The organism is Lentzea sp. NPDC036949 (assembly GCF_055608075.1).
The window spans coordinates 37,766-62,063 of sequence record NZ_JBVJRA010000017.1 but is presented as its reverse complement, the minus strand read 5'-3'; the positions used below and the strand labels follow the sequence as shown (position 1 = coordinate 62,063).

Sequence of the window (24,298 nt, the reverse complement as noted above, 5' to 3'; positions counted from 1 at the left end):
AGGTATATGCTTGCGTCGGTCGTGAAACGATACCTAAGTTAGTTAACGGAGGCTTTCGTGAGCTCAGTCCTGATCTCCGGCGCCAGCATCGCCGGTCCGTCCCTCGCGTTCTGGCTGCGGCGGCACGGCTTCGACGTCACCGTCGTGGAGCGGTCCCACGCCCTGCGCGGCGGCGGCTACCCCATCGACATCCGCGGCACGGCGCTCGGCGTGGTCGAGCGGATGGGCCTGCTCCCCCGGCTGCGCGAGGCGCACGTCGACACCCAGCGGATCACGTTCCTCGACGCCGGTGGTGAGCGCGTCGCGTCGATCCGGCCGGAGACGATCACCGGCGGCGACGACCACCGCGACCTGGAGGTGCGGCGCGGTGACCTCGCCGAGATCCTCCACGAGGTCGTGCGCGACGACGTGGAGTTCCTGTTCGACAACTCCGTCGTGGCCATGGACGACCACGACGGCGGTGTGGACGTGACGTTCCGCAGCGGCCTTCAGCGCACCTACGACCACGTCGTCGGCGCCGACGGGCTGCACTCCGCGGTGCGCGCGCTGACGTTCGGCCCGGAGGAGCAGTTCCACCGCTACCTCGGGTACTGCTTCGCGGGCTTCACCCTGCCCAACCACCTCGGTCTCGCGCACGAGGCGCTGCTGTGGAACGAACCCGGCCGCGCCGCCGCGCTCTACGCCGTGGGCGAGGAGCCGACCGTGCACGGGTTCCTGAGCTTCACCCGCGCCGAGGCCCCGTTCGGCGCCTTCCACGACCCGCTGGCCCAGCGCGACCTGGTCGCGGAGGTCTTCGCGGGCGACGGCTGGGAGGTGCCGCGGCTGGTCGCGGCGATGCGGTCGGCCGAGGACCTGTTCTTCGACACGGTCAGCCAGATCCGCATGCCGCACTGGTCGTCCGGTCGCGTCGCGCTCGTCGGTGACGCCGCGTACGCCCCGTCGTTCCTCACCGGGCAGGGGTCGAGCCTCGCGCTGGTCGGCGCGTACGTGCTGGCCGGCCACCTCGGCACGGCACCGGACCACGCGGCGGCGTTCGCGGCGTACGAACGCGGCACCCGGCCGTTCGTCGAGGCGAACCAGAACCTCGTGCGGGAAGGCGACGCGGAGCTGTTCCCCGGCACGGCGGAGGCCCTCGCCGCCCGCAACGCCGCGTTGCGGGAGCGGGAGACCATGGCGACGGGCGGCAGCCGTCCCGAGCACTCCGCGCTCGTGCTCCCCGAGTTCGGCTAACGCCGCTCGTAGCGGGTCATGACCACCCCGCCGGGGAACGTCCGCGTCTCCACGAGGGCGAGGTCCACCCGGCCGTCGAAGACGGGGAAGAACGGCGTGCCGCCGCCGGCCAGGACCGGGTGGGTGACGACCTGGTACTCGTCGACCAGCCCGGCCCGCACGGCCGCCGCGGCCAGCGCCGCGCCGCCGACCCGCATCGGCCCGCCGTCGCCGTCCCTGAGCCGGGTGATCTCGGTGACCGCGTCGCCGGGCACCACGCGGGTGTTCCAGCCGGCCTCCCCGACCGTGGAGGAGAACAGCACCTTCGGCGTGTCCCGCCAGTTCCGCGCGAACTCGACCTCGGCCGGGGTGGCGCCCGGCCGCTGGTCGCCCGTCGGCCAGTGGGAGCTCATCGCCTCCCACAACCCGCGCCCGTACAGGAACAGCTCGATCGCCTGCTCCTGTTCGAGCCACCACTCGAACAGCTCGTCGCTCGACACGCCCCAGCCGATGTCACCACCGGTCGCGGCGACGTGGCCGTCGAGGCTCACGTTCATGCCGTAGGTCAGCTTCCGCATGACGCCATCTTGCCGTCGAGGTACCGCACAACCGAGGAACAGGTTCCCCACAGGTGCCTCACAGGAACCGGCCGCAGTCTGGGTGCCATGACGGACAACCACGACCGCGGCCTCCAGTACGACCTCGCCACGCTCCTCGGGCGCCGGCGGGCGCTGACGCTGTTCGGCGGCGCGGGCCTCACCCTCGTGGCCTGCGCCCCGTCGACCACCACGACCACGTCGTCCCCCACGACCTCCACCTCGGCCGGCGCCCGGGGCGTCGCGCTGGAGGCGATCCCCGAGGAGACCGCCGGGCCGTACCCCGGTGACGGCTCCAACGGCCCGAACGCGTTGACGCAGAGCGGCATCGTGCGGTCCGACATCCGCTCCAGCTTCGGCTCGTCGACCCGCACGGCCGAGGGCGTGCCGCTGACGATCGAGCTGACCGTGCGGCACGAGGACGGCACGCCGTACCCCGGTGCGGCCGTCTACCTGTGGCACTGCGACATCAACGGCGACTACTCGATGTACTCCGACCGCGTGAAGGACGAGAACTTCCTGCGCGGAGTGCAGGAGACCGACGCGAGCGGGAGGCTCAAGTTCGTGAGCGTGTTCCCCGGCGCGTACTCGGGGCGCTGGCCGCACGTCCACTTCGAGGTCTACCCGAGCCTTTCCGAGGCCACCGGGGCGGGCAACAAGATCACGACCTCGCAGCTCGCACTGCCGGAGTCGACGTGCAAGGAGGTCTACGGCACCACCGGCTACACGCAGTCGGTGCGCACCATGTCGCGATCCTCGCTGCAGCAGGACATGGTGTTCCGCGACGGCGTCGACCAGCAGATGGCGACCATGTCCGGCAACGTGTCCGCCGGCTACACGGCCTCACTCACCTTCGCGGTGCAGGGCTAGCCACAGCTCGGCGCGCAGGCCGGGCGAGTCCAGGGAGCGGCCCAGCGCCTGCTCGGCCCTGCGCACGCGGCTCTTCAACGTGTGCCGGTGCACGCCGAGCCGGGCCGCCGCCGGGTCCCACGCGCCGTGGTGGCCCAGCCAGACCCGCAAGGCCTCCCTCGCCCCGGCGTCGAGCGGCCGCAGCAGCGCGGCGGCGAACCCGTCCGGCAACGGGATCCGGCCGGCCAGGTCCTCGAACGCGCGCACACCCGCTTCCCGCGCCCGCACGGCCTCCCGGTAGCCGCGCGCGACCTGCGTTCCGTCCACTTCGGACGACGAGAAGCCGTCGGACTCGGCCGCCAGCACCACGACGTCACCGTCGTGCTCGGCCCAGAACACGTCGTCGTCGTCCGGTGGCGAGGTGACGAGGTGGACGCGGAACCGCTCGGGCAGGCCGTCGACCGGCAGTCCCGCGAGGAGCAGCCGGAACTGCGCGGCGCGCAGCTCCCCGCGGGCCGCGTCGACGGCGTCGTTCCGCGCCAGGGCGAGGGTGAGCAGGGACGCCGCGGTGTTGACGATGCCGGGTTCGGGCCGGGTGGTGCCCACGGCGAGCACACCGCGTGCCCGGCTGCCGAGCACTTGGAGGAACACGTGGGTCCCCGCGAGCTCGAACGCGGCGCTCGCGAGCCCGCCGGCGGTCCGCAACCGGGCCAGCTCGGCGGTCAGGTCGGGCACCAGGCGCGGGTTGTGCGCGTGCACGGGGTGACCGGCGGCGTCGAGCAGCACGACCCAGCCGTCGACCCACTGGCCGAGCCGGCGCACCACACCCCCGACCCCGGCCCTGACCGCGGCACGGGTGAGCGCGCGCTGGGCCTCGCTGGTGCGGGTGAGGGCGGCGTACTCGTCGGCGGCCACGGCCCTCGACACGGCCTTGCTGATCGCGATGAACGGCACCTCGCGCGGCACCTCCACCAGCCCGAGCCCGGTGCGGCGGGCGGCGTCGACGAGCGCGGGCGGCACGGCGGCGTGGCTGAGCCCGGTGCCGAAACCGAGGCCGACGACCCCCGCGCGCACCAGCCGGTCGACGTAGTCCTCCCCCGGCTCGCCCAGTCCGGTGGTCAGCAGCAGCTCACCGCCCTCCAGGAACGGCGCCGGGTCGGCGAGCTCCGTGCCGTGCACCCAGCCGACCGGTCGTGACACGTCACCGGCGAGCACCGGCAACCGCAGCGCGGACGCGAGCTCCCGCAACGTGATCGGCATGTGCCAGTTTGTACAGCGAGGCCGCTGCTGATCGCCATTTCCGCCACTGCGCACCGCGCTGACCAGGACCATGCTGACCCCATGACCCGACTGCGCACCTCGCTGCCCGGCCCGAAGTCGCTGGAGCTCCAGGCACGGCGCACGAACGCCGTCGCCGCCGGGGTCGGCTCCGCGCTGCCCCTCCACATCGACTCCGCCGACGACGGCCTGCTCGTCGACGTCGACGGCAACCGGCTGATCGACCTCGGCTCCGGCATCGCCGTCACGAGCGTCGGCAACCCCGCGCCCGCGGTGGCCGAGGCCGTGCACGCGCAGATCGACCGGTTCAGCCACACCTGCTTCATGATCACCCCCTACGAGGGGTACGTGGCGGTGTGCGAGGAGCTCAACGCCCTTACCCCCGGCACGCACGAGAAGCGGTCGGTGCTGGTCAACTCGGGCGCGGAGGCCGTGGAGAACGCGGTCAAGATCGCCCGGCACGTCACCGGCCGGGCGGCGGTCGTCGTGTTCGACCACGGCTACCACGGGCGAACGAACCTCACGATGGCGCTGACGGCCAAGAACATGCCGTACAAGCACCGCTTCGGGCCGTTCGCGCCGGAGGTGTACCGGGTGCCCACGTCTTACCCGCTGCACGACGGCCTCACCGGTGCCGAGGCGGCTGAACGGGCGATCACCGCGATCGAGAAGCAGGTCGGCGGCGACAACACCGCGGCCGTCGTGGTCGAACCGGTCCAGGGCGAGGGCGGGTTCATCACACCCGCGCCCGGTTTCCTGCCCGCCGTCGCGCGGTGGTGCCGCGAACGCGGGGTGCTGTTCGTGGCCGACGAGATCCAGACCGGGTTCTGCCGCACCGGGGAGTGGTTCGCCTGCGACCACGAGGGCGTGGTGCCGGACCTGGTCACCACGGCCAAGGGCATCGCGGGCGGTCTCCCGCTGGCCGCCGTCACGGGACGCGCCGAGATCATGGACGCCGTGCACGTGGGCGGACTCGGCGGTACCTACGGCGGCAACCCGGTGGCGTGCGCTGCCGCGCTGGGCGCCATCCGCACGATGCGCGAGCGGGACCTCAACGCCGCCGCACGCCGCATCGAGGACACGGTGCTCCCCCGGCTCAAGGCGGTCGCGGAGAAGACCGGCACCATCGCCGAGGTCCGCGGCCGTGGCGCGATGCTCGCCATCGAGCTCACCGAACGCACGCCCGAAGTCGCCGCCCGCGTGGCGAAGGCGTGCCACGAACAGGGTGTCGTCGTGCTGACGTGCGGCACTTACGGCAACGTGATCCGTCTGCTGCCCCCACTCGTCATCCCGGACGACCTGCTCGCCGAAGGCCTCGACGTTCTCGAAGGAGCTTTGCTCGCATGACCGACTTCCACACCCCAGAAGACGTCGAGAACGCGGTCGCGCAGGCGCACGCGGTCGCTCCCGAGCTGGCCGCCCTGCCGGCCCACCGCAGGGCCGCCGCGCTCGACCACGTGTCGACGCGGCTGGCCGAGCGCGCGGAGGAGTTCGCGCAGGCCATCACCGACGACTCCGGCAAGCCGCTCAGGTGGTCGCGGGTCGAGGTGACCCGCGCGGTCTCCACGTTCCGCTGGGCCGCCGAGGAGGCCCGCCGGTTCTCCGGCGAGCTGCAGCGCCTCGACACCGACCCGGCCGCAGAGGGACGGCTCGCGCTGGTGCGGCGGGTGCCGCGCGGGCCGGTGCTGGGCATCGCGCCGTTCAACTTCCCGCTGAACCTGGTGGCGCACAAGGTCGCGCCCGCGCTGGCCGTCGGCGCGCCGATCGTGCTGAAGCCGGCGCCCGCCACGCCGAAGGCCGCGTTCCTGCTCGGGGAGCTGCTGGCCGAGACGGACCTGCCCGGGGGCGCGTGGGCGGTGCTGCACCTGGCCAACGAGGACACCGCGCGGCTCGTCGAGGACCCGCGGCTGCCGGTCGTGTCGTTCACCGGCTCCGGCCCGGTCGGGTGGGGCATCAGGGACCGGGTGCCGCGCAAGCACGTCACGTTGGAGCTCGGCGGCAACGCGGCCGCGATCGTGGCGCCGGACTGGACCGACGTCGAGTTCGCCGCGCAGCGCATCGCCACGTTCGCCATGTACCAGGCCGGGCAGTCGTGCATCTCGGTGCAACGCGTGTACGTGCACACCGACGTCTACGACGCGGTGGCGGACGCCGTTGTGGCGCAGGTGAAGAAGCTCGACGTCGCCGGCGACGTGGGTCCGTTGATCAACGACGCCGCCGCCGACCGGGTCGAGGCGTGGGTGGCCGAGGCGGGGGCCACGGTGCTGACCGGCGGCACCCGCGACGGCCGCACCTACGCGCCGACCGTGCTCACCGACGTGCCCGCGACCGCGAAGGTCAACGCCGAGGAGGTGTTCGGCCCGGTCGTCACGCTGACCCGCGTCGACAGCGTCGAGGAGGCCTTCGACCTGGTCAACGCGTCCCGGTACGGCCTGCAGGCCGGGGTGTTCACGACCGACGTGCGGCTCGCCTTCCGCGCGGCGCACCGGCTCCAGGTCGGTGGCGTGATCGTCGGCGACGTGCCGAGCTACCGGGCCGACCAGATGCCGTACGGCGGGGTGAAGGAGTCCGGCGTCGGCCGCGAGGGGCTGCGGGCGGCGATGGAGGACCTGACCGAGCCGCGCGTGCTGGTGCTGACGGGCCTCGAACTGTGAGCTGAGCCGGTCGCGGTGCTGCCATGATGGCTCGCGTGGCCGTCACGATCAGGGATGTCGCTCGCCAGGCGCAGGTCTCCGCGTCGACGGTCTCGCGCGCGCTCAGCGCACCCGGTCTGGTCAGCGAGGCCACCCGGCAGCGGGTGCTGGAGGTCGTGCGCGGACTGGGCTACCAGCCCAACCGCGCCGCCCGCAGCCTGATCACCGGGCGCACCGGCAACCTCGGCATCGTGGTGCCCGACCTGGAGAACCCGTTCTTCCCCGCGGTGCTGCGCGGCGTGCAGACGCGGGCGGGCGAGGCGGGCACCTCGGTGTTCTTCTGCGACAGCAGGAAGGACGCGCTGGTCGAGGCCGAGCTGGTGCGGACGATGGCCGCGCAGGTCGACGGCCTGGTGCTGTGCGGGTCGCTGCTGTCCGACGAGCAGGTCGCCGAACTGGCGGACGCCACACCGCTGGTGCTGCTCAACCGCGTCGTGCCCGGTGTGTCGTCGGTGCTGATGGACAGCGCCCTCGGCATGGACCAGGTCGTCGCGCACCTGGAGTCGCTGGGGCACGCGCACCACGTCTACCTCGGCGGTCCGACCGGCTGGTCGAACCACCGGCGGGAGCAGGGCCTGCGGGGCCGTGCGGAGCTGCTCGGGTCGTTCGAGCCGAACTTCGCCGGCGGGCTGGTCGCGGCCGAACGGGCGCTGGCGACCGGTGCGACGGCGTTCATCGCCTACAACGACCTGGTCGCGCTCGGCGTGCTCAGCCACCTGGCGGCGCGCGGCGTGCGGGTGCCCGAGCAGGTGAGCGTGACCGGGTTCGACGACATCCTGTACGCGGCGATGTGCTCGCCCGCGCTCACGACCGTGACGATGCCGACCGAGGAGGGCGGTCAGGTCGCCGTCGACCTGCTGACGGACCTCCTCGGCGGTGGCGAGGCCCGGACGCGGGAGCTCCCGACGACGCTCGTGGCCCGCGCGAGCACCGGGCGAGCGCCTTGATCTCCAGCTAAGTGGAGCTCCTGGGGTCGGCGTCCTGACCGGTCGTCGAGGTGGGGGTTGTGATGCGGGCTGTTCGCGTGCACGGGTTCGGTGGTCCCGAGGTGCTCGTCGCGGAGGAGGTGCCGGACCCGGTCGCCGGGCCGGGACAGGTCGTGGTCGGGGTGGCGGCCGCGGACGTGATCTTCCTCGACACGCTGCTGCGGCGGGGCTGGGGCCTCGAGCACTTCCCCACGCACCCGCCCTACGTGCCCGGTGGGGGCGGTGCCGGACACGTGCTGTCGGCAGGCGAGGGCGTGGACCCGGCGTGGGTCGGCCGGCACGTCGTCGCGCGCGGCCCCGCGGGGTACGCGGAGCAGGTCGTCGTGCCGGTCGGTGACGTCGTCGCGGTGCCGGACGGCCTGGGCTCGCCCGAGGCGGCGGCGCTGCTGCACGACGGCGTCACGGCGCTGAACCTCCTGCGCCGCGTGGAGATCGGCGAGGGTGACTGGGTGCTGGTGGCCGCCGCGACGGGTGGCGCGGGCTCCCTGCTCGTGCAGCTGGCCCGTGCCGCCGGGGCCTTGGTCGTGGCGGCGGCCCGCGGTGACCGCAAGCTCGCCCTGGCGGAGGACCTGGGAGCGCACGTCACCGTCGACTACTCGGCCGAGGGCTGGCAGGACCGCGTGCTCGACGCGACCGACGGCGTGCAGGTGGCCTTCGACGGTGCGGGCGGGCCGCTCGGCCGGGCCGTGTTCGAGACCGTGGCCGCGGGTGGGCACTTCGTCACCTACGGCACGTCGGACGGCTTCGCGGACATCGACCCCGAGCTCGCGCGGCACCGGCAGGTGCACGTGGACAACCCGTTGGCAGACGGTCCACCCGCTCCGGCCACGGTGCACGAGCTGCTCACGGAAGCGCTCGCGCTCACGGCACGGGGCCGGCTCCGCCCGGTGATCGGCGCGACCTACCCGTTGACGCAGGCCGCGAAGGCGCACCGGGCGCTGGAGGAGCGCGCGACGCTGGGCAAGTCGCTCCTGCTCGGCTGAGGCGGGGTCAGCGCAGCGCGGCGGTCTCCGTGACCGCCCGCAGCGCGGCCACCACGGCCGAGAACGGCGGCAGGAACGGCCGGTCCACCGGCGTCTCCCCCAGCCAGCCGACACCCCCGCGGTCGATCCGCGACGGCGGCAGCGGCACGAGCGTGCCCAGCCGGTGCGTCAGCGCACCGCGGGCCCGCAGGCGGATCAGGTTCACCTGCGACGCCTCGTCGGCGGACTCGGTGAGCAGGAGCCACCGCCCGGGAGCCCCCGGCAGCGCCACCACCGGTCCGCCGAGCATCCGCAGGGCGAGGTAGTGCCGCACCTCCTCGCCGATCGCGGAACCGAGCTCGACGGCGGAAACCTGGTGGTCCGTGGTCAGCAGCAGCCTGTTCTCGGAGCGCAGCACGAGCCAGCCCCAGTCCGAGTAGCGCTGCTGGGCCGCGGAGAACGTGTCGGGGTGCGGTAGTACTCCCTTAGGCGAGCTCATGGATCTCACCCTCACTTGATCGAGGTGTAACGCCGATCACACGATTTGACTCCCCGCCGCCATGAACTCACTATCGGGCCGCCATCGGCACACTCGAACGGGGCTGGAGAGCGTGACTCACCTGCGTGAACGCCACCTGACCATGATCGCACTGGGCGGCGTGATCGGCGCCGGTCTCTTCGTCGGGACAGGGGCGGGAATCGCGATCGCCGGACCGGCGGTCCTCATCTCGTTCGGGCTCGCCGGGCTGCTCGCGCTGCTCGTGATGCGCATGCTCGGGGAGATGGCGGCCGAACACCCCAGCGGGGGCGCGTTCTCGGTGCACGCGGAGAAGGCGATCGGGCCGTGGGCCGGGTTCACCGTCGGCTGGGGCTACTGGTCGGCGGTCGTCGTGGTGCTCGCGGTCGAGGCGACCGGGGCGGCGAAGATCGCGTCCGGGTGGCTGCCCGCCGTGCCGCAGTGGGCCTGGGTGCTGGTGTTCATGTCGGTGCTGACGGCGGTGAACCTGGCGAACGTGCGGAACTTCGGCGAGTTCGAGTTCTGGTTCGCGGGCCTCAAGGTCGCCGCGATCGTGCTGTTCCTGCTGCTCGGTGGTGCCGCGGTCCTCGGTCTGCTGCCCGGCGTGGACTCCCCCGGCGTGAGCAACCTGCGCGACTTCCTCCCGCACGGCTGGGGCGGCGTGGTCGCCGGGCTGATGGCGGTCGTCTTCGCGTTCGGCGGACTGGAGGTCGTCACGATCGCCGCCGCCGACGCCGAGGACCCCAAGCGCGCCATCGGCAAGGCGGTGCGCACGTCGGTCACCCGGCTGCTGGTGTTCTACCTCGGCTCGATGGCCGTCGTCGTGACCCTGTTGCCGTGGAACGACTCCGAGGTCGGTGCGAGCCCGTACGTGGCGGTGCTCACCAGGATCGGCATCCCGGGCGCGGCGCAGATCATGAACGTCGTCATCTTCGTGGCACTGCTGAGCGCCATCAACGCCACCCTGTACGGCGCGGCCCGGATGCTGTCCTCGCTCGCCGACCGCGGCGAGGCGCCGAAGTCGTTGCTGCGGCGCAGGAACGGCGTGCCGCGCAACGCCGTGCTGGCGTCGGTGGCGTTCGGCTTCGTGTCGGTGGGGCTCAACTACCTGTGGCCGGACACGGTGTTCCTGCTGCTGCTCAACGCCGTCGGCTCGGCCCTGCTGGTCGTGTGGGGCTTCATCGCCGTGTCGCAGCTGCGGATGCGCCGCGGCATCGCCGACCCGGTCGTGCCGATGTGGGGCTACCCGTACCTGTCGTGGCTCGCGCTGGCGGCGATCGTGGGGATCGTCGGGCTGATGCTGGCCGACTCCCAGGCCCGCGGCCAGATCCTGTCGACCGGCGTGCTGTTCGCGGTCATCGCGGCCGTCGGCGTGGCCAGGTCGGCACGGCGGAGCACCGCCGGCTGAACCGCTTGCGGCACAGGCCCTGCTTGCCTGGTTCGGTATAGTTATACCGTGATCGAACTGAAGTCCGCCGCCGAGCTGGACGTCATGCGTGAAGCGGGTCGCGTCGTCGCACGGGCCCTCGCCGCGTGCCGTGCCCACGCCGCACCGGGGGTCACCCTGCGCGAGCTCGACGAGGTGGCCAGGGAGGTGATCTTCGGGGCCGGTGCGACGTCGCCGTTCCTCGACTACCACCCGCGGTGGTCGCCCAGCCCGTTCCCCGGTGTCATCTGCGCGTCGGTGAACGACGCCGTCGTGCACGGCATCCCGGGCCCGCAGGTGCTCGGTGACGGCGACCTGGTCAGCATCGACTGCGGCGCCGTGGTCGACGGGCTGTGCGGTGACGCCGCCACCAGCTTCGTGATCGGCACCGCCACCGACGCCGACCTCGCGCTCATCGACTGCACCGAACGCGCCCTGCGGGCCGGGATCGACGCCGCCCGGCCGGGCGCGCGGATCGGTGACATCTCGCACGCCATCGGTTCCGTGGCCCGTGCCGGCGGCTACGGCCTGCTCCGGCACCACGGCGGTCACGGCATCGGCCGCGCGATGCACGAGGAACCGTTCGTCCCCAACGAGGGCAAGCCCGGCGAGGGCCTGAAGCTCGTGCCCGGCGTCGTGCTGGCCCTCGAACCGATGCTGCACGCCGGCGGCCGTGACGGCTACAGCAGCGACGACGACGGCTGGACCCTGCGCACCGACGACGGCTCACGCGCCGCCCACGTCGAACACACCGTGGCCATCACCGTCGACGGCCCCACAATCCTGACCCTGCCCTGACTCCCTCTTGCCTGAACAGCAGAGGGGATCAGGCTGACTTTTGAGGGGTCAGGAGTTCGTTGAGCGCGTCCAGGGAGATGCCCAGCGCGCCGGCGAGCGCCGCGATCGTGAAGAAGGACGGTGTGGGGGCGCGACCGGTCTCGATCTTGCGCACCGTCTCGGCGGACAGACCGGCCCTGGCGGCGATCTCGACCATGCTCTCCTGGCCGCGCGCGTCGCGCAGCAACTGCCCGAGCCGCCTGCCCCGCTCCCGCTGCAGCGAACTCAAGGGGATGCGCACCATGCCTGCGGATTCTACGCGAACTCCGCCCTCCGGTCGGCGTGAGAAAAGTCCGTTGCACGGGCGGCCGACCAACGCATAGGTTCGAAGTACACAAGAGAGGAGGTGGTCCAAAGTTGTATAGCTATCGGACTCGTGAGGTGGCTGTCCGCTAGGACCAGCCCTCGGTGACGCCTGGCGAAACCCAGGCAGCCACCCGACCCCCGGACTTCGAGCGCTGGTCCCGCTCGGCCCGCTCACGCGGGAGTCGTCCGGGGGTTGTCCCATTTCCGGGGAACCGCACCGAGACGACCGAACCTCAGAGCGCCTTCTTCCGCACCGTGAGATCGGCGACGAACGCGTCATAGGACTCGGTGAAGTCCTCGGCCCTCAGCACGGCCGACGGGTGCACGGTCACGCCGACCCGCAGCCCGTCGTGCTCCACCACCCGGCCCCGGTTCTCGGTGAGCTTGAACGACGGCCCCAGCAACGCCTTCGCCGCCACGGCACCCAGGCACACCACCAGGTCGGGCTTCACCACCCGCAGCTCCTCGCGCAGCCACGGGAAGCACGCGACGACCTCGGAACGCCGTGGCTGCTGGTGAATCCTGCGCTTGCCGCGCGCGGTGAACCTGAAGTGCTTCACCGCGTTCGTGAGGTAGACGTCGGACCGGGCGATGCCCGCGGCAGCCAACGCCTTGTCCAGCAACCGGCCCGCCGGGCCGACGAACACGTGGCCGTCGACGTCCTCGCGGTCGCCGGGCTGCTCCCCCACCATCATCAGCCGGGCTTTCACCGGCCCTTCGCCGAACACCGTCTGGGTGGCGTCGCGGTACAGCTCGCACCCGCGGCAGCCGGCGGCGGCAGAACGCAACGCCGCCCAGCTCTTCCCCTCGGGGACGAACTGGGCGGCGGACGCGGTGTCTTTACTTGGTCGAGCGGAAGGCATCCTTGACCTTCTCGCCAGCCTGCTTCAGAGCGCCCTTGGCTTGCTCCGCGCGGCCCTCGGCCTGCCACTGCTCGTTGTCCGTGGCGTCGCCGACCGCGGCCTTGGCGCGGCCCTTGAGCTCCTCGGCCTTGTTCTCGAACTTCTCGTCGGCACCCATGGATCAGGCTCCTCCACTAGCGGTCAGCTACGCCGACCGGTTACCCGGCGAGCAGCGATCCAAACAGTTGATAAGGTGATCACTCGCGGTTGAGAACCCAGCCGCAAGCCGATGAGACGGCTTGCTCTGGGTGTGCCCGCCCTTCGCAAGATGAGCTACCTGGAGCGTCGTCGTCCCACCGGCATGCCGCTGTGACCATGACGACGTGAAAGGAGCCGGCGGTGTCGTCCGCGAGAATCACCGCCCTCGAGGCCGAGGTGGCAGGGTTGCGCAAGGCCCTGGCGTCACGGACCGTCATCGGGCAGGCCACGGGCCTGATCGCCGCACGCAAACCCTGCACACCCCAGCAGGCGTTCCAGCTGCTGGTGCAGATATCACAGCACCACAACATCAAGCTGCACGTCGCGGCCGACCGCCTGGTCGCCGCGTTCGTGCACGCCCACCTCGGCCGGCCGGTGAACCCGGCCGACCAGGTGTTGTGGGATCACGTCAACGCGACCACGGCGAACGAGTCCGGAGGAAGCGACGACGGGTTCGCCGAGGAGGTCAGCAGCACATCCCCGTGAGGCAGCGGGACGGGGGTCGTGCCCAGGTTGACCACCACGCGGGTCTGCCCGCGGTGCAGCACGAAGCACTCCCCGTCCTGCTCCACCACGAACCGGTCGAGTCGCGGATCGGCCAGCTCGGGGCGGGAGCGCCGCAACGCGATCAGCGCGCGATAGGTCTCGTGCACCTTCGCGTGCTCCCCCTCACCGACCTCGTCCCACCTCAGCCGCGAGTTCTCCACGGTCTGCGGCGACATGGGGTCCGGTACGTCTGATTCGCCCCACCCGTGGCGGGAGAACTCCCTGCGCCGCCCGGTCCTGACCGCCTCGGCGAGCTGCGGGTCCGGGAAGGACGCGAAGAACTGCCACGGCGTGGAGGCCGCCCACTCCTCCCCCATGAAGATCATGGGCGTGTAGGGCGAGCACAGCACGATCGCCGCCGCGCACAACAACTTCCCGGTGGGCACGGATGCGGGCAACCGGTCACCGGCCGCCCGGTTGCCGACCTGGTCGTGGTTCTGGGTGTAGGCCAGGAACCGGTGGCCGGGGATCAACGCCGTGTCGACCGGCTTGCCGTGGTGCTTCTCCCGGAACGACGACCAGGTGCCGGCGTGGAAGAAGACACCCTCCAGCGTGTTCTTCAGCGCTCCCGGTGCCGCGAAGTCCGCGTAGTACCCGAACGTCTCACCCGTCAGGGCGACGTGCAGGCAGTGGTGCAGGTCGTCCGACCACTGCGCGTGCAGGCCCGTTCCCCCGCCCTCCCGCGCGGTCACCAGTCTCGCGTCGTTCAGGTCGGACTCGGCGATCAGCGTCAACGGCCGCCCGACCGCCGCCGACAACGCGTCCACCTCGACCGCGAGCTCCTCCAGCAGGTGCACCGCGCTCCGGTCGGCCAGTGCGTGCACCGCGTCGAGCCGCAGCCCGTCCACGTGGAAGTCGCGCAGCCACTGCAGGGCGTTGTCGAGCACGTACCGGCGCACCTCGTCGGAGCCGGCGCCGTCGAGGTTGAGGCCGGGACCCCAGTCGTTGCTGCCCGCGAAGTACGGGCCGAACCGGTCGAGGTAGGCCCCCGACGGACCGAGGTGGTTGTAGACGACGTCGAGCAGCACGGCCAGGCCGCGGGCGTGGCAGGCGTCGACGAACCGCTTGAAGCCGTCCGGCCCGCCGTAGGGCTCGTGCACCGCGCCCCACAGCACGCCGTCGTAGCCCCAGCCCTCGACGCCGTCGAAGCTGTTGACCGGCATGACCTCGACGAACGTGATGCCCAGGTCCACCAGGTGGTCGAGCTTCCCGATCGCCGCGTCGAACGTGCCCTCGGGCGTGAACGTGCCGATGTGCAGCTCGTAGATCACCCCGCCGGGCAGCGCGCGGCCGGTCCAGCCGCCGTCCTGCCACTCGTAGGTGTGCTCGTAGACGCGGGACGCCTCGTGCACGCCGTTCGGCTGCCACAGCGACCGCGGGTCCGGCAGCGCCTGGCCGTCGACCACGAACGCGTAGTCGGTGCCGCTCACGTCGCAGTGCCACCAGTCGCCGTCGCGCTTCATCCCGTGGTCGACGCCGTCGACCCGGACGTGCACGGACTCGGGCTTCGGTGCCCACACGGAAAAGCTCACGATTCCCCTCGCACGAGCAGAGCCACCGGGTAGCGGTCGAGCAGCGCGGCCAGGTCCTCGGTCGCCGGCCGCCCGGTGAGCACGTCCGTCCACTCCGGACCGGGCAGCGGCAGCGCGGTGCCCTGCCAGCCCTTGCGCGCCAGCCCGACCGGGAGCCGGGTCGCGACGGTGATGACGTGCTCGCGCTGGAACGCGAGCACGTGCTCGGCGGCGGGTCCCTCCGCGCGCAGCGGGCGGTAGCCGTGGAAACCGCGGGCCTTGGCCTGCAACGCCCGGTGCACCACCAGCAGCTTCGCGGCGCCGGTGTCGTCGACCTCCGGCACCCAGCCGTCCTCGATGCGGGCCAGCAGCTCCCTGCGCAGCTCGTAGTCGACCGGCCTGCGGTTGTCCGGGTCGACCAGCGAGTAGTCCCACAGCTCGGTGCCCTGGTAGATGTCCGGCACGCCGGGCGCGGTGAGCTGGACCAGCTTCTGGCCCAGCGAGTTCGACCAGCCCGGCACCGTGAGCCGCTCGGCGAACGCGGCGACCTCGGGCAGCCCGAGCACCTTCGCGGGCCACGCGGCCACCTCGGCGTCGAACTCGGCGTCGCGGTCGACCCACGAGGTCTTGACCTTCGCCTCGCGCGAGGCCTTCTCCAGGTACTGCGCGAGGCGGTCCTCGGTGATCGGCCACGCGCCGAGCAGCGACTGCCAGGCCAGCCGGTTGAGCGACGGCTCGGACAGCCCGTGCCGCGCGGTCATGGTCTCCTCGAACGCCAGGTACTCGTCCGGGATCTCGGCCAGCACGGCGAGCCGGGCCCGCACGTCCTCCGACCGCTTGGTGTCGTGGGTGGTCAGCGTCGTCATCGACCGCGGCCAGCTGGCCTCGCGGGCGGCGGCGCGCTGGTGGAACTCCTCCACCGGCATGCCGAACCGGTCCAGTGAGCCACCGACCTCGTTGAGGGCCACGAAGTTCGTGTACCGGTAGAACGCGGTGTCCTCGGTGCCCTTGGCGACGACCATGCCGGAGGTCTGCTGGATGCGGGTGGCCAGCTCGCCGTGCGGGTCGGCGCGGACCTGCTCGTCCAGCGCCTCGACCGCGGGCGAGGACGACAGCCGCACCGCGGTGTCCCAGTGCTCCAGGCCCTCCGGCAGGTAGGACCGGTACACCGGGAAGTTGACCATCACCTCGGCGACGGCCGCGCACGCGTCCTCGAACGGCACGTCCTTCACCAGCCGCGCGATCCGGCGCACCTCGGCGACCAGGATCGAGTCGGCGACCTGGCGGCGTGACGCGTGCTCGACCTCGTGGAAGGTCGGCTGCCCGTCACGGGGTTCGAACGCGTCCGTCGGCGCGATGAACACGCCGCAGATCTCGCGCAGCGCGTCGTAGCCCGTGGTGCCGTCGACCGGCCAGCTCTGCGGCAGCGTCTCGTCCGGCCCGAGGATCTTCTCGACGACGATCCAGCCGTCGAACTTCGCGCGCAGCGCCCGGAAGTAGCCGCCGGGGTCGGCGAGGCCGTCCGGGTGGTCGATCCGCAGCCCCTCCGCGCCCCACCGCAGCACCTCGTAGTGGGTCATGTCGAACACGTCCGGGTCCTCGACCCGGATCGCGGCCAGCTCGGTGATGTCGAAGAACCGGCGGTAGTTGAGCTCCTGGTTGCCGCGCCGCCAGTTCACCTTGACGAAGTGGTCGTGCTCCTCGTCCTCGGCGTCCTCGGCCAGCACCGGCAGCAGCACCCGCCCCGAGGACCAGTCGATGTCGAAGTACTTGGCGTACTCCGACTCCTGGCCCTTTTCGAGGACGTCCTCCCACCACGGGTTCGGCACGGCCATGTGGTTCGGCACGATGTCGACGTACAGGCCGATGCCGAGTTCGGTCAGCTTGTCCTGCAACGCTTCGCGCGCCTGCTTGCCGCCGAACTCCTCCCGCGTGCGGGTCGGGTCGGTGACGTCGTAGCCGTGCGTGGAGCCTTCGCGCGCCTCCAGCAGCGGTGACGCGTAGAGCCCGTGCACGCCGAGGCGGTGCAGGTAGTCCGCGATGTTCTCGGCGTCGGCGAAGGTGAAGCCGGGGGTGAACTGGATGCGGTAGGTGGAGTACGGGGCGCCCATCAGGCGGTCCTCTCCAGCACGACCAGCGAGCGCGCGGTCAGCGCGAGGCTGCCCGCCGCCGCGATCGGCTTCTTGCCGGCACCGCCGACCTGGCCGGTCGCGGTGTCGACCACGACCGTCCACTCGGTACCGTAAGAGCTGTCGGGCAATGTCACCTGGATGTCCTCGTGGTGTGCGTTGAACGCCATCAGGAACGAGTCGTCGACCACGCGCATGCCGCGCGAGTCGAGGTCCGGCATGCCTTCGCCGTTGAGGAAGACGACGATGCACTTGCCGAAGTCGTCCTCCCAGTTCTGCTCGGTCATCTCCTCACCGGAGGGGGTGAACCACGCGATGTCGCGCAGCTCGTCGCCCTTGCGGATCGGCCGGCCCGCGAAGAACCGCTTGCGGCGGAACACGGGGTGGGCCTTGCGGAACGCGGTCAGCGCCGAGGTGAAGTCGACCAGCTCGGCGTGCCGCTCCAGCAGCGACCAGTCGACCCAGGAGACCTCGTTGTCCTGGCAGTAGGCGTTGTTGTTGCCGTTCTGCGTGCGGCCGAACTCGTCGCCGTGCAGGATCATCGGCACGCCCTGCGACAGGATCAGGGTGGCGATGAGGTTGCGCCGCTGGCGGGCCCGCAGGTCCACGACCTCCTCGTCGTCGGTCGGTCCCTCGACGCCGCAGTTCCACGAGCGGTTGTGGCTCTCGCCGTCGTTGTTGTCCTCGCCGTTGGCCTCGTTGTGCTTCTCGTTGTACGACACCAGGTCGTTGAGCGTGAAGCCGTCGTGGGCGGTGACGAAGTTGATCGACGCGTACGGCCGGCGGCCGTCGTCCTGGTACAGGTCCGACGACCCGGTGATGCGCGAGGCGAACTCGCCCAGCGTCGCCGGCTCACCGCGCCAGAAGTCCCGGACGGTGTCGCGGAACTTGCCGTTCCACTCCGTCCACAGCGGCGGGAAGTTGCCCACCTGGTACCCACCGGGACCGACGTCCCACGGCTCGGCGATCAGCTTGACCTGCGACACCACCGGGTCCTGCTGCACGACCTCGAAGAACGTCGCCAGCCGGTCCACGTCGTAGAACTCCCGCGCCAGCGTCGCCGCCAGGTCGAACCGGAAGCCATCGACGTGCATCTCGGTGACCCAGTACCGCAGCGAGTCCATGATCAGCTGCAACGTGTGCGGCGTCCGCACGTTCAGCGAGTTGCCGGTGCCCGTGTAGTCCATGTAGAACTTGGGCTCGTCGTCCATCACCCGGTAGTAGGCCAGGTTGTCGATGCCCTTCATGGACAGCGTCGGCCCGAGGTGGTTGCCCTCGGCGGTGTGGTTGTAGACCACGTCGAGGATGACCTCGATGCCCGCCTGGTGCAGGGCGCGGACCATGCCCTTGAACTCCTGCACCTGGTTCAGCGGCATGGCCGCGTAGCCGTCGTGCGGCGCGAAGAACCCGATCGTGTTGTAGCCCCAGTAGTTGCTGAGCCTGCGCTCCTGCAACGTGTGGTCGCTGATGAACTGGTGCACGGGCATCAGCTCGACCGCCGTCACGCCCAGCTTGATCAGGTGGTCGATCATCACCGGGTGCGCGAGTCCCGCGTAGGTGCCGCGCAGTCGCGGCGGGATCTCCGGGTGGTCGATCGTGAGGCCGCGGACGTGCGCCTCGTAGATGACGCTCTCGTTGTACGGCGTCCTGGGCGAGCGGTCGTTCGTCCAGTCGAAGAACGGGTTGACCACCACGGACTTCGACACGAACGGCGCCGAGTCCGCGTCGTTGCGCTCCTCGGGCGCGCCGAACTTGTAGCCGTAGAGCGCTTCATCCCACGCGAGGCCGTTGGAGATGGCCTTCGCGTACGGGTCGATGAGCAGCTTGTTGGGGTTGCAGCGAAGGCCCCGCTCCGGGTCGTACGGCCCGTGCACGCGGTACCCGTACCGCTGGCCGGGGCCGACGCCGAGCAGGTAGCCGTGGTGCACGAAACCGTCCACCTCGGGCAACCGGACGCGTGTCTCTGTGCCGTCGTCGTCGAAGAGGCAGAGCTCCACGTACTCGGCAACTTCGGAGAACAGGGCGAAATTCGTTCCTACGCCGTCATAACCAGCGCCTAGCGGATACGGCCTGCCGGGCCAGGGTCGCACGATGCTCCTCACGCGGTAGCGATACCCACACGACCCTATCCGTCTAACCGAGATGCGGCATTCCGCGCGGGTGGCGTTGCGCGGAGGCGCGGGTCAGTTCCCGCGGCCGTGCCGGGGTCCGGTCCACCGTGCGGGCAGCACGGGGTGCACCAACCCCGGCGCGTCGAGCGGTCACGCCCTTCCGTGCGCCAGCACCAGCTGCCCACGTGCGGCCATGAGCAACGTGCGGGCTTCCTGGATCTCGCAGTACTTCAGGTGTTCGACCGCCGCCTCCGCGCACGCCAGCGCGTGGGTGAGGGCCTCGTTGTCCGGTGCGGGACCGGCGTCCCGCAGCGCGTCGCGCAGCGATTCCTCCGCACGCCGTGCCCCGGCCAGCGGGTCGCCGAGCGTGGTCGGCCGCACGGCGGCGAGGACCTGCTCGACAGCCAGTTCCAGCACGTCGGTCGGTGTCCGCGTGCTCACGGCTGAGCTCATCTGGTATGCCACCTCCAAAAGATCCGGGCTTCGTCGTCCGCCGTCGGGTGACGGCCCAACAGTACTCCGCAGGTCGGCGACCTGCCGTTAAGCGGGTGTTTCCGGTGTGCGTTGACGCAGGGGGCGGGTGATGTCCCTGACCAGTGGGAAGAACTCGTCCAGCGGCACGGGGAGGGGGATCCGCCAGTTCGGGTGCTCGTCGACCGTGCCCGGCACGTTGGGCTGCCGGGTCTCCCCCAGCGCGTCCTGCGGTGAGGTCAGCACCAGCGCGCAGGGCGCGTGGGCCAGCAGCTCGTGGGCACCGGCGACGCGGTCGCCGGGGTCGATGCCCTCCGCGCGCATCAGCTCGTCGAAGTCGGGACCGTCCTCACCGGCGAAGAACGTCGCGGCGGTCGGCAGGTCGTGGGTGGAGATGCTGGCCATCGCCTTCGGGTTCCACTGCGCGGGCGGGACCAGCGGGTGGCCCTCCGCGTAGTAGTCGCGCTGGAAGTAGAGGACGGCGCTGGTGAGCATGCCGTTCTCCTGCAGCGTCTTCGTGACGACCGGCTCGACCGTGCCGAGGTCCTCGCCGACGACCACGGCACCCGCGCGGTAGGCCTCCAGCGCGAGCACGCCGAGCATCGCGTCCGCGTCGTAGTGGACGTACGTGCCGCGCGACGGCGGTTCGCCCGGCGGGATCCACCACAGCCGCCACAGGCCGGCGACGTGGTCGATGCGGATGCCGTCGGCGTGCCGCAGCACGCTGCGCAGCACCTGGCGGAACGGCCGGTAGCCGGTCTCGGCGAGCTTGTCGGGGCGCCACGGCGGCAGTCCCCAGTCCTGGCCGTCGGCGCTGAACGCGTCCGGTGGCGCACCGACCTTGACGTCGATGGCGAACGCGTCCGGGTCGGCGAAGGTGTCGGCGCCGCCGGGGTGCACGCCCACCGGGAGGTCGTGGATGACGCCGACGGTCATGCCGGCCTCGTGCGCGGCGAGCCGGACGTCCTGCAGCTGGCGGGTGCACAGGTGCTGTACCCAGGCGTGGAACGCGACCCGTTCGGCCGGTGGTTCCGCGCGGTCGGCCGGCCACGTGCGCCAGTCGCTGCCGTGGACCTCGGCGAGCGCGCAGTAGGTCGCGAACCGCTCCAGGTCGGCGTCCATCTCGATCTCGCCGCCGGGGAAGAGCAGCTCCAGCGCCTGCCGCTTCGCGTCCCACACGGCGTCGTAGTCGATCAGGTCCTCGTTGGCGGGGCGCAGGTCGCGGATGAGCTGCCGGGTCCGCGGGCAGGCCTGCAGGAACTCGGCGGTGTCGGTGATGCGCAGGTACAGCGGGTTCGCGAACCGGCGGCTCGTCGGCGAGTACGGCGAGCGCTCGACCGGGTGCGTCAGGCTGGGCGCCTGCACCGGGTTGACCAGCACGACGCCCGCGTCGAGCTCCTGGCTGCTGCGCCGGGCGACGGTCGCGAGGTCGGCGAAGTCGCCCATCCCCCACGACTCCTGCGAACGCGCGGCGTACAGCTGGAGCATCCAGCCCCAGGTGTGCGGCACGTCCGGCAACGTCCTGGGCGCCACGGCCAGGGTGACGGTCTGCGTCGCGGTGCGGATCGTGTGCCACCCGAGCGGCAACGAGTCCGGCAGGTGCCGCTCAACGCTGACCGTCCCGCCGTCCTCCAGCTCGACGGTCGCGGGCCCGCGCAGGTCGTACGTCTCCTGCTCGCGGATCACGATCGTCGGCGGCAGCGCCTGCTCCGCCCGCCTGCGTTCGACCAGAGCCAGCTCGCGCTCGACGGAGTCCGGAGTGGACGCGTCCACGCCGAACTGCGCGAGGACAGCGACGACGACGTCCGTTTCGACGGTCACCTGCTGCTGATCGGAGTTCTCGTACCTCGTGGCGACGCCCCAAGCGTCCGCCAGCCGCGCCACCAACTCCTCCACAGGTACAAGCTATGTCACAGGTGCGCGTCCATTGCCAGAGCAAATGGACCCCGGTCACCCGAAGGGTGCACACCGGTCGGGCACCACCCCGCACACCTGTTTTCGTCAAACATCCGATCGCTGATCGGGAATGGCGACCACGGCCTCGACCTCGACGAGAAATTCCGGCCCGAACAACGCCGCGACCTGGACGAGCGTGCTCGCCGGGTTGTGCACGTCTCCCAGCACCGGCCGCAGCATTTCGTCACGCACGTCCCGGACGGTCTGCACTTCCGACGCGTCGAGCACGTACCACGTGAACTTCACGACATCCGACCAGTCGGCGCCAAACCTCGAAATGACGTGATGAAGATTGCTCAGCGCCTGCCTGGTCTGCGCCGCCAGGTCGTCCACCCCGACCACACGTCCCGTCTCGTCCACCGCGACCTGACCGGAGACGAACAGGAGCCTCCCGCTCACCGCCACCGCGTGGGCGTAGCCGGGGGTGTCCGGCAGGGCGGGCAGCCGGGTCAGGCGCTCTTCGGCGGGCATGGCGCCACAGTACTTCCGCGGATGCGCCCCGCGGGGTCGCGCGGCGGCGGTACCGTCGGCCCATGGGGGCGTTGCGGATCGGCGTCAGGGTCGTGCTCGGTGTCGTGGCGCTCGTCGTCGTGGCGGTGCTGTGGACGGTGTTCTCCTGGGGTCTCGCGAGCACCCTCGCCGACCGCGAGGTCGACCGGATCACGGCGGCACTCCGGACGGCGGCGGCCGACGGCGAGCTGACCCCGGACGAGATCCGCTCGGCGGGCGGCTCCAGCTCGATGCGCTCCGGCGACGGCACCGTGTACGTGACCGCGGACAGCGGCGAGCCGCCGTGGTGGTCGCCGATCGACTGGCACCTCGTGCGGTACGCGGACTGCACGGTGCGCGGCAGCGCGGTCGAGGTCAGCCGCAGCACGCTCGGCGGCACGTACGGCGGGATCAGCTGACCGGGCCGCTGGAGTTGCGCACCACCAGCCGCGCCGAGTGCTCCACCGGTTCGATCTCGCCGCCCCTGATCAGCGTGAACAGGTCCGCGACGGCCCGCTCGCCCTGTTCCTTCGCGGCCCCCTCGACCGCGGTCAGGCCGACGACGCGGGTGAGCTCCTGGCCGTCGAGCGACACGATCGACAGCTCGTCCGGCACGGCCCGCCCGTCGCGCTGCATGCGCAGGAAGATCCCGACGGCCGCGGCACCGCTGGAGCTGATCACGGCGGTGGGCAGGCGCTCGCCGTCCAGGAGCACGTCGACCACCTGCTCGCCGCCGTCGACCGTGGGCGAGCACCAGACCGTCCACTCGGGACGCACGGTGAGCCCGGCGGCCACCAGGATCTCGTCGTAGGACTCGTCCACGCCGTCGGCGAGCACCAGCGCCACGTCCTCGTGGCCGAGCAGCTTCAGGTGCTCGACGGCGGTCTGCAGCGCGTGCCGCAGGTCGGTGTCGTCGACGGTCAGGTGCGGGACCTCCAGCGCCGTGAGCGCGGCCCGTTCCGCCTCGGCCAGCGCCATCGACAGCAGCAGCACCCCGTCGACCCGGCGGCCCAGCGGCATTTCGTCGAAGAACTTCGCGCGCGCCTCCCGCGTGCCCAGCACGTACAGCAGCACGTCGTACCCGGCCGCCCGCAGCGCGCCCTCCGCTCCGGCGAGCACCGGACTGACCTCGGCGGTCACGACCGCGATCGCGTAACGCCGGCCACCGGCCAATGAGGAGGCATCACGCGCGATGGCGTACTTCATCCGCCGCGCGACCTCGCTGACGTGTTGCCTCGTCGCCTCCGACACACCCGGTTCGCCGCGCAGCGCGCGCGATACGGTCGCAGCGGACACCCCTGCGGCCTTGGCCACGTCGGACATGCTGGTCACGGCCCCGAGCGTATTGGAGATCCATGAAGCCCGGCGACCTCGCCCCCGACTTCACCCTGCCCGACCAGGACGGAGTCGCCCGCACGCTGTCCGAACTGCTCGGCGACGGCCCGGTCGTGCTGTTCTTCTACCCCGCCGCGATGACCACCGGCTGCACCGCGCAGAGCTGTCACTTCCGCGACCTGGCCGCCGAGTTCGCCGAGGCCGGGGCCCAGCGCGTGGGCATCTCCACCGACGACGTGGCCAAGCAGAAGCAGTTCGCGGAGCTCAACGGCTTCGACTACCCGCTGCTGTCCGATGTCGAGGGTGAGGTCGCCGAGCAGTTCGGCGTGAAGCGCCGGTTCGGGCCGCTGCCGGTCAAGCGGCACACGTTCGTCATCGGCACCGACCGCAGGGTCATGGAGGTCGTGAAGAGCGAGTTCTCGATGAACGCGCACGCGGACAAGGCGCTGGCCGCGCTGCGCGCGCGTTAGCTGTCGGTGATCGTCAGCACGCCGTAGGGCCCGGAGGCCTTGCCCTCCCGGACGGTGGTGCCGTCGATCGTGTACCGGCCGTGCACCTCGGCCCCGTCGGCACCGGCCACGACGACGAGCATCACCGACTTCGAGAGCTCGTCGGCGGGCACCTCGACGGTGCGGGTCCACGGCAGCCGGACACCGGTCTCGTTCTGCACGGAAGCCCCGACGGTGGTGGCGACGGTGAACGCCGTGCCGGTGCCGGTCACCTCGAACACGACCACGCGCTTGCCGGGTGCGGGCGGCGGTTCCTGACCGGTCGGTTCCGCGACCGCCACCTCGCCGCTCGTCATCCCGCCGGCCGCCTCCCGCACCGCGTCGACGACCTTGCCGCCGTGGAGCACTCCGCCCACGGCCAGCACCGCGACCACGAGCAGCAGGACCCACGGCCACCGCGGTGACGGCGGGACCTCGTGCATCGGCGGTGCGACGCCGTACTCCGGTGGCTGCTTCGACATCGGTGCCTCCCCAGCAGAGAG

25 protein-coding genes are annotated in these 24,298 nt (G+C 71.5%); 11 read left to right on the top strand and 14 right to left on the bottom strand.

From position 1 onward, the window contains the following. Nucleotides 1–57 precede the first annotated feature (57 nt). Nucleotides 58–1,230, top strand: coding sequence for an FAD-dependent monooxygenase (locus tag ACZ7CD_RS34705; RefSeq protein WP_470380565.1), 1,173 nt, complete (start codon nucleotides 58–60; stop codon nucleotides 1,228–1,230). Here ACZ7CD_RS34705 and ACZ7CD_RS34700 read toward each other — a convergent pair. Further along, the gene (locus ACZ7CD_RS34700) at nucleotides 1,227–1,787 is read right to left on the bottom strand and encodes a dihydrofolate reductase family protein (RefSeq protein ID WP_470380564.1); all 561 of its coding nucleotides are present in this window, start codon (nucleotides 1,785–1,787) and stop codon (nucleotides 1,227–1,229) included. The genes ACZ7CD_RS34705 and ACZ7CD_RS34700 overlap by 4 nt on opposite strands. Before the next feature lie 87 nt (nucleotides 1,788–1,874). Here ACZ7CD_RS34700 and ACZ7CD_RS34695 point away from each other — a divergent pair, with 87 nt between their 5' ends. Further along, nucleotides 1,875–2,675, top strand: a complete 801-nt coding sequence (locus ACZ7CD_RS34695) for a dioxygenase family protein (RefSeq protein ID WP_470371257.1) — start codon at nucleotides 1,875–1,877, stop codon at nucleotides 2,673–2,675. Here the strand turns inward: ACZ7CD_RS34695 and ACZ7CD_RS34690 are convergent. Next, nucleotides 2,649–3,914 (bottom strand): PucR family transcriptional regulator, encoded by a 1,266-nt coding sequence (locus tag ACZ7CD_RS34690; protein WP_360396165.1) that lies wholly within the window; start codon nucleotides 3,912–3,914, stop codon nucleotides 2,649–2,651. The genes ACZ7CD_RS34695 and ACZ7CD_RS34690 overlap by 27 nt on opposite strands. Before the next feature lie 81 nt (nucleotides 3,915–3,995). Between ACZ7CD_RS34690 and gabT the strand changes: the two genes are divergently transcribed. The 4 genes from gabT to ACZ7CD_RS34670 all read left to right on the top strand — a co-directional run bounded on the left by gabT (nucleotide 3,996) and on the right by ACZ7CD_RS34670 (nucleotide 8,594). Continuing rightward, nucleotides 3,996–5,279: a 4-aminobutyrate--2-oxoglutarate transaminase gene (gabT, locus tag ACZ7CD_RS34685; RefSeq protein WP_360396163.1), complete on the top strand. Its 1,284-nt coding sequence runs from the start codon at nucleotides 3,996–3,998 to the stop codon at nucleotides 5,277–5,279. Beyond that, nucleotides 5,276–6,586 (top strand): aldehyde dehydrogenase family protein, encoded by a 1,311-nt coding sequence (locus ACZ7CD_RS34680; protein WP_458431261.1) that lies wholly within the window; start codon nucleotides 5,276–5,278, stop codon nucleotides 6,584–6,586. The genes gabT and ACZ7CD_RS34680 overlap by 4 nt, the downstream gene beginning before the upstream one ends. A gap of 26 nt (nucleotides 6,587–6,612) precedes the next feature. Beyond that, nucleotides 6,613–7,572: a LacI family DNA-binding transcriptional regulator gene (locus ACZ7CD_RS34675; protein ID WP_470380582.1), complete on the top strand. Its 960-nt coding sequence runs from the start codon at nucleotides 6,613–6,615 to the stop codon at nucleotides 7,570–7,572. Between the two features lie 62 nt (nucleotides 7,573–7,634). After that, nucleotides 7,635–8,594: a zinc-binding dehydrogenase gene (locus ACZ7CD_RS34670; protein ID WP_470380563.1), complete on the top strand. Its 960-nt coding sequence runs from the start codon at nucleotides 7,635–7,637 to the stop codon at nucleotides 8,592–8,594. A gap of 7 nt (nucleotides 8,595–8,601) precedes the next feature. Here ACZ7CD_RS34670 and ACZ7CD_RS34665 read toward each other — a convergent pair whose 3' ends face one another. Next, a complete protein-coding gene (locus ACZ7CD_RS34665; protein ID WP_360396157.1) occupies nucleotides 8,602–9,072 on the bottom strand; it encodes a hypothetical protein in 471 nt (156 codons plus the stop codon). Nucleotides 9,073–9,184: 112 nt separating this feature from the next. On the opposite strand from ACZ7CD_RS34665, the gene ACZ7CD_RS34660 reads away from it, so the two are divergent. Both ACZ7CD_RS34660 and map read left to right on the top strand, forming a co-directional pair. After that, nucleotides 9,185–10,498 carry an amino acid permease gene (locus ACZ7CD_RS34660; RefSeq protein WP_458431259.1) on the top strand — a complete coding sequence of 438 codons (1,314 nt, stop codon included), beginning with the start codon at nucleotides 9,185–9,187 and terminating at the stop codon, nucleotides 10,496–10,498. 48 nt (nucleotides 10,499–10,546) lie between these two features. Next, the gene (map, locus tag ACZ7CD_RS34655; protein ID WP_458431258.1) at nucleotides 10,547–11,314 is read left to right on the top strand and encodes a type I methionyl aminopeptidase; all 768 of its coding nucleotides are present in this window, start codon (nucleotides 10,547–10,549) and stop codon (nucleotides 11,312–11,314) included. A 28-nt stretch (nucleotides 11,315–11,342) separates the two neighbouring features. Here the strand turns inward: map and ACZ7CD_RS34650 are convergent, their stop codons facing one another. The 3 genes from ACZ7CD_RS34650 to ACZ7CD_RS34640 form a co-directional block, all read right to left on the bottom strand. Next, complete coding sequence (locus ACZ7CD_RS34650; RefSeq protein ID WP_360396151.1) at nucleotides 11,343–11,597, bottom strand: helix-turn-helix domain-containing protein; 255 nt, start codon at nucleotides 11,595–11,597, stop codon at nucleotides 11,343–11,345. A gap of 295 nt (nucleotides 11,598–11,892) precedes the next feature. After that, on the bottom strand, nucleotides 11,893–12,522 hold the full coding sequence (locus tag ACZ7CD_RS34645; RefSeq protein WP_470380562.1) for a UdgX family uracil-DNA binding protein: 630 nt from the start codon (nucleotides 12,520–12,522) through the stop codon (nucleotides 11,893–11,895). Beyond that, nucleotides 12,500–12,679 (bottom strand): CsbD family protein, encoded by a 180-nt coding sequence (locus ACZ7CD_RS34640; protein ID WP_360396148.1) that lies wholly within the window; start codon nucleotides 12,677–12,679, stop codon nucleotides 12,500–12,502. The genes ACZ7CD_RS34645 and ACZ7CD_RS34640 overlap by 23 nt, the downstream gene beginning before the upstream one ends. Before the next feature lie 221 nt (nucleotides 12,680–12,900). Here ACZ7CD_RS34640 and ACZ7CD_RS34635 point away from each other — a divergent pair, with 221 nt between their 5' ends. Further along, nucleotides 12,901–13,245 (top strand): ANTAR domain-containing protein, encoded by a 345-nt coding sequence (locus tag ACZ7CD_RS34635; RefSeq protein ID WP_360396146.1) that lies wholly within the window; start codon nucleotides 12,901–12,903, stop codon nucleotides 13,243–13,245. On the opposite strand, the gene treZ is transcribed toward ACZ7CD_RS34635, so the two are convergent. The 6 genes from treZ to ACZ7CD_RS34605 form a co-directional block, all read right to left on the bottom strand. Further along, nucleotides 13,164–14,837 carry a malto-oligosyltrehalose trehalohydrolase gene (gene treZ / locus ACZ7CD_RS34630; protein WP_470380561.1) on the bottom strand — a complete coding sequence of 558 codons (1,674 nt, stop codon included), beginning with the start codon at nucleotides 14,835–14,837 and terminating at the stop codon, nucleotides 13,164–13,166. The two genes, ACZ7CD_RS34635 and treZ, sit on opposite strands and share 82 nt — an antisense overlap. Beyond that, nucleotides 14,834–16,927, bottom strand: coding sequence for a malto-oligosyltrehalose synthase (gene treY / locus ACZ7CD_RS34625; RefSeq protein ID WP_470380560.1), 2,094 nt, complete (start codon nucleotides 16,925–16,927; stop codon nucleotides 14,834–14,836). The genes treZ and treY overlap by 4 nt, the downstream gene beginning before the upstream one ends. Continuing rightward, the gene (glgX, locus tag ACZ7CD_RS34620) at nucleotides 16,927–19,035 is read right to left on the bottom strand and encodes a glycogen debranching protein GlgX (RefSeq protein WP_360396142.1); all 2,109 of its coding nucleotides are present in this window, start codon (nucleotides 19,033–19,035) and stop codon (nucleotides 16,927–16,929) included. Before glgX ends, treY begins: the two co-directional genes overlap by 1 nt. A 171-nt stretch (nucleotides 19,036–19,206) precedes the next feature. Next, on the bottom strand, nucleotides 19,207–19,509 hold the full coding sequence (locus ACZ7CD_RS34615) for a hypothetical protein (RefSeq protein WP_470380559.1): 303 nt from the start codon (nucleotides 19,507–19,509) through the stop codon (nucleotides 19,207–19,209). An 87-nt stretch (nucleotides 19,510–19,596) separates the two neighbouring features. After that, the gene (locus ACZ7CD_RS34610) at nucleotides 19,597–21,423 is read right to left on the bottom strand and encodes a 4-alpha-glucanotransferase (RefSeq protein ID WP_470380558.1); all 1,827 of its coding nucleotides are present in this window, start codon (nucleotides 21,421–21,423) and stop codon (nucleotides 19,597–19,599) included. Between the two features lie 105 nt (nucleotides 21,424–21,528). Then, nucleotides 21,529–21,954: a RidA family protein gene (locus tag ACZ7CD_RS34605; protein ID WP_360396137.1), complete on the bottom strand. Its 426-nt coding sequence runs from the start codon at nucleotides 21,952–21,954 to the stop codon at nucleotides 21,529–21,531. Between the two features lie 62 nt (nucleotides 21,955–22,016). On the opposite strand from ACZ7CD_RS34605, the gene ACZ7CD_RS34600 reads away from it, so the two are divergent. Beyond that, nucleotides 22,017–22,391 carry a hypothetical protein gene (locus ACZ7CD_RS34600; RefSeq protein WP_360396135.1) on the top strand — a complete coding sequence of 125 codons (375 nt, stop codon included), beginning with the start codon at nucleotides 22,017–22,019 and terminating at the stop codon, nucleotides 22,389–22,391. Here ACZ7CD_RS34600 and ACZ7CD_RS34595 read toward each other — a convergent pair. Beyond that, the gene (locus tag ACZ7CD_RS34595; protein WP_360396484.1) at nucleotides 22,384–23,295 is read right to left on the bottom strand and encodes a LacI family DNA-binding transcriptional regulator; all 912 of its coding nucleotides are present in this window, start codon (nucleotides 23,293–23,295) and stop codon (nucleotides 22,384–22,386) included. The genes ACZ7CD_RS34600 and ACZ7CD_RS34595 overlap by 8 nt on opposite strands. Nucleotides 23,296–23,327: 32 nt before the next feature. On the opposite strand from ACZ7CD_RS34595, the gene ACZ7CD_RS34590 reads away from it, so the two are divergent. Next, nucleotides 23,328–23,777, top strand: a complete 450-nt coding sequence (locus ACZ7CD_RS34590) for a peroxiredoxin (RefSeq protein ID WP_360396134.1) — start codon at nucleotides 23,328–23,330, stop codon at nucleotides 23,775–23,777. On the opposite strand, the gene ACZ7CD_RS34585 is transcribed toward ACZ7CD_RS34590, so the two are convergent. Next, nucleotides 23,774–24,277 carry an MmpS family transport accessory protein gene (locus tag ACZ7CD_RS34585; protein ID WP_360396132.1) on the bottom strand — a complete coding sequence of 168 codons (504 nt, stop codon included), beginning with the start codon at nucleotides 24,275–24,277 and terminating at the stop codon, nucleotides 23,774–23,776. The two genes, ACZ7CD_RS34590 and ACZ7CD_RS34585, sit on opposite strands and share 4 nt — an antisense overlap. Nucleotides 24,278–24,298: the final 21 nt, after the last annotated feature.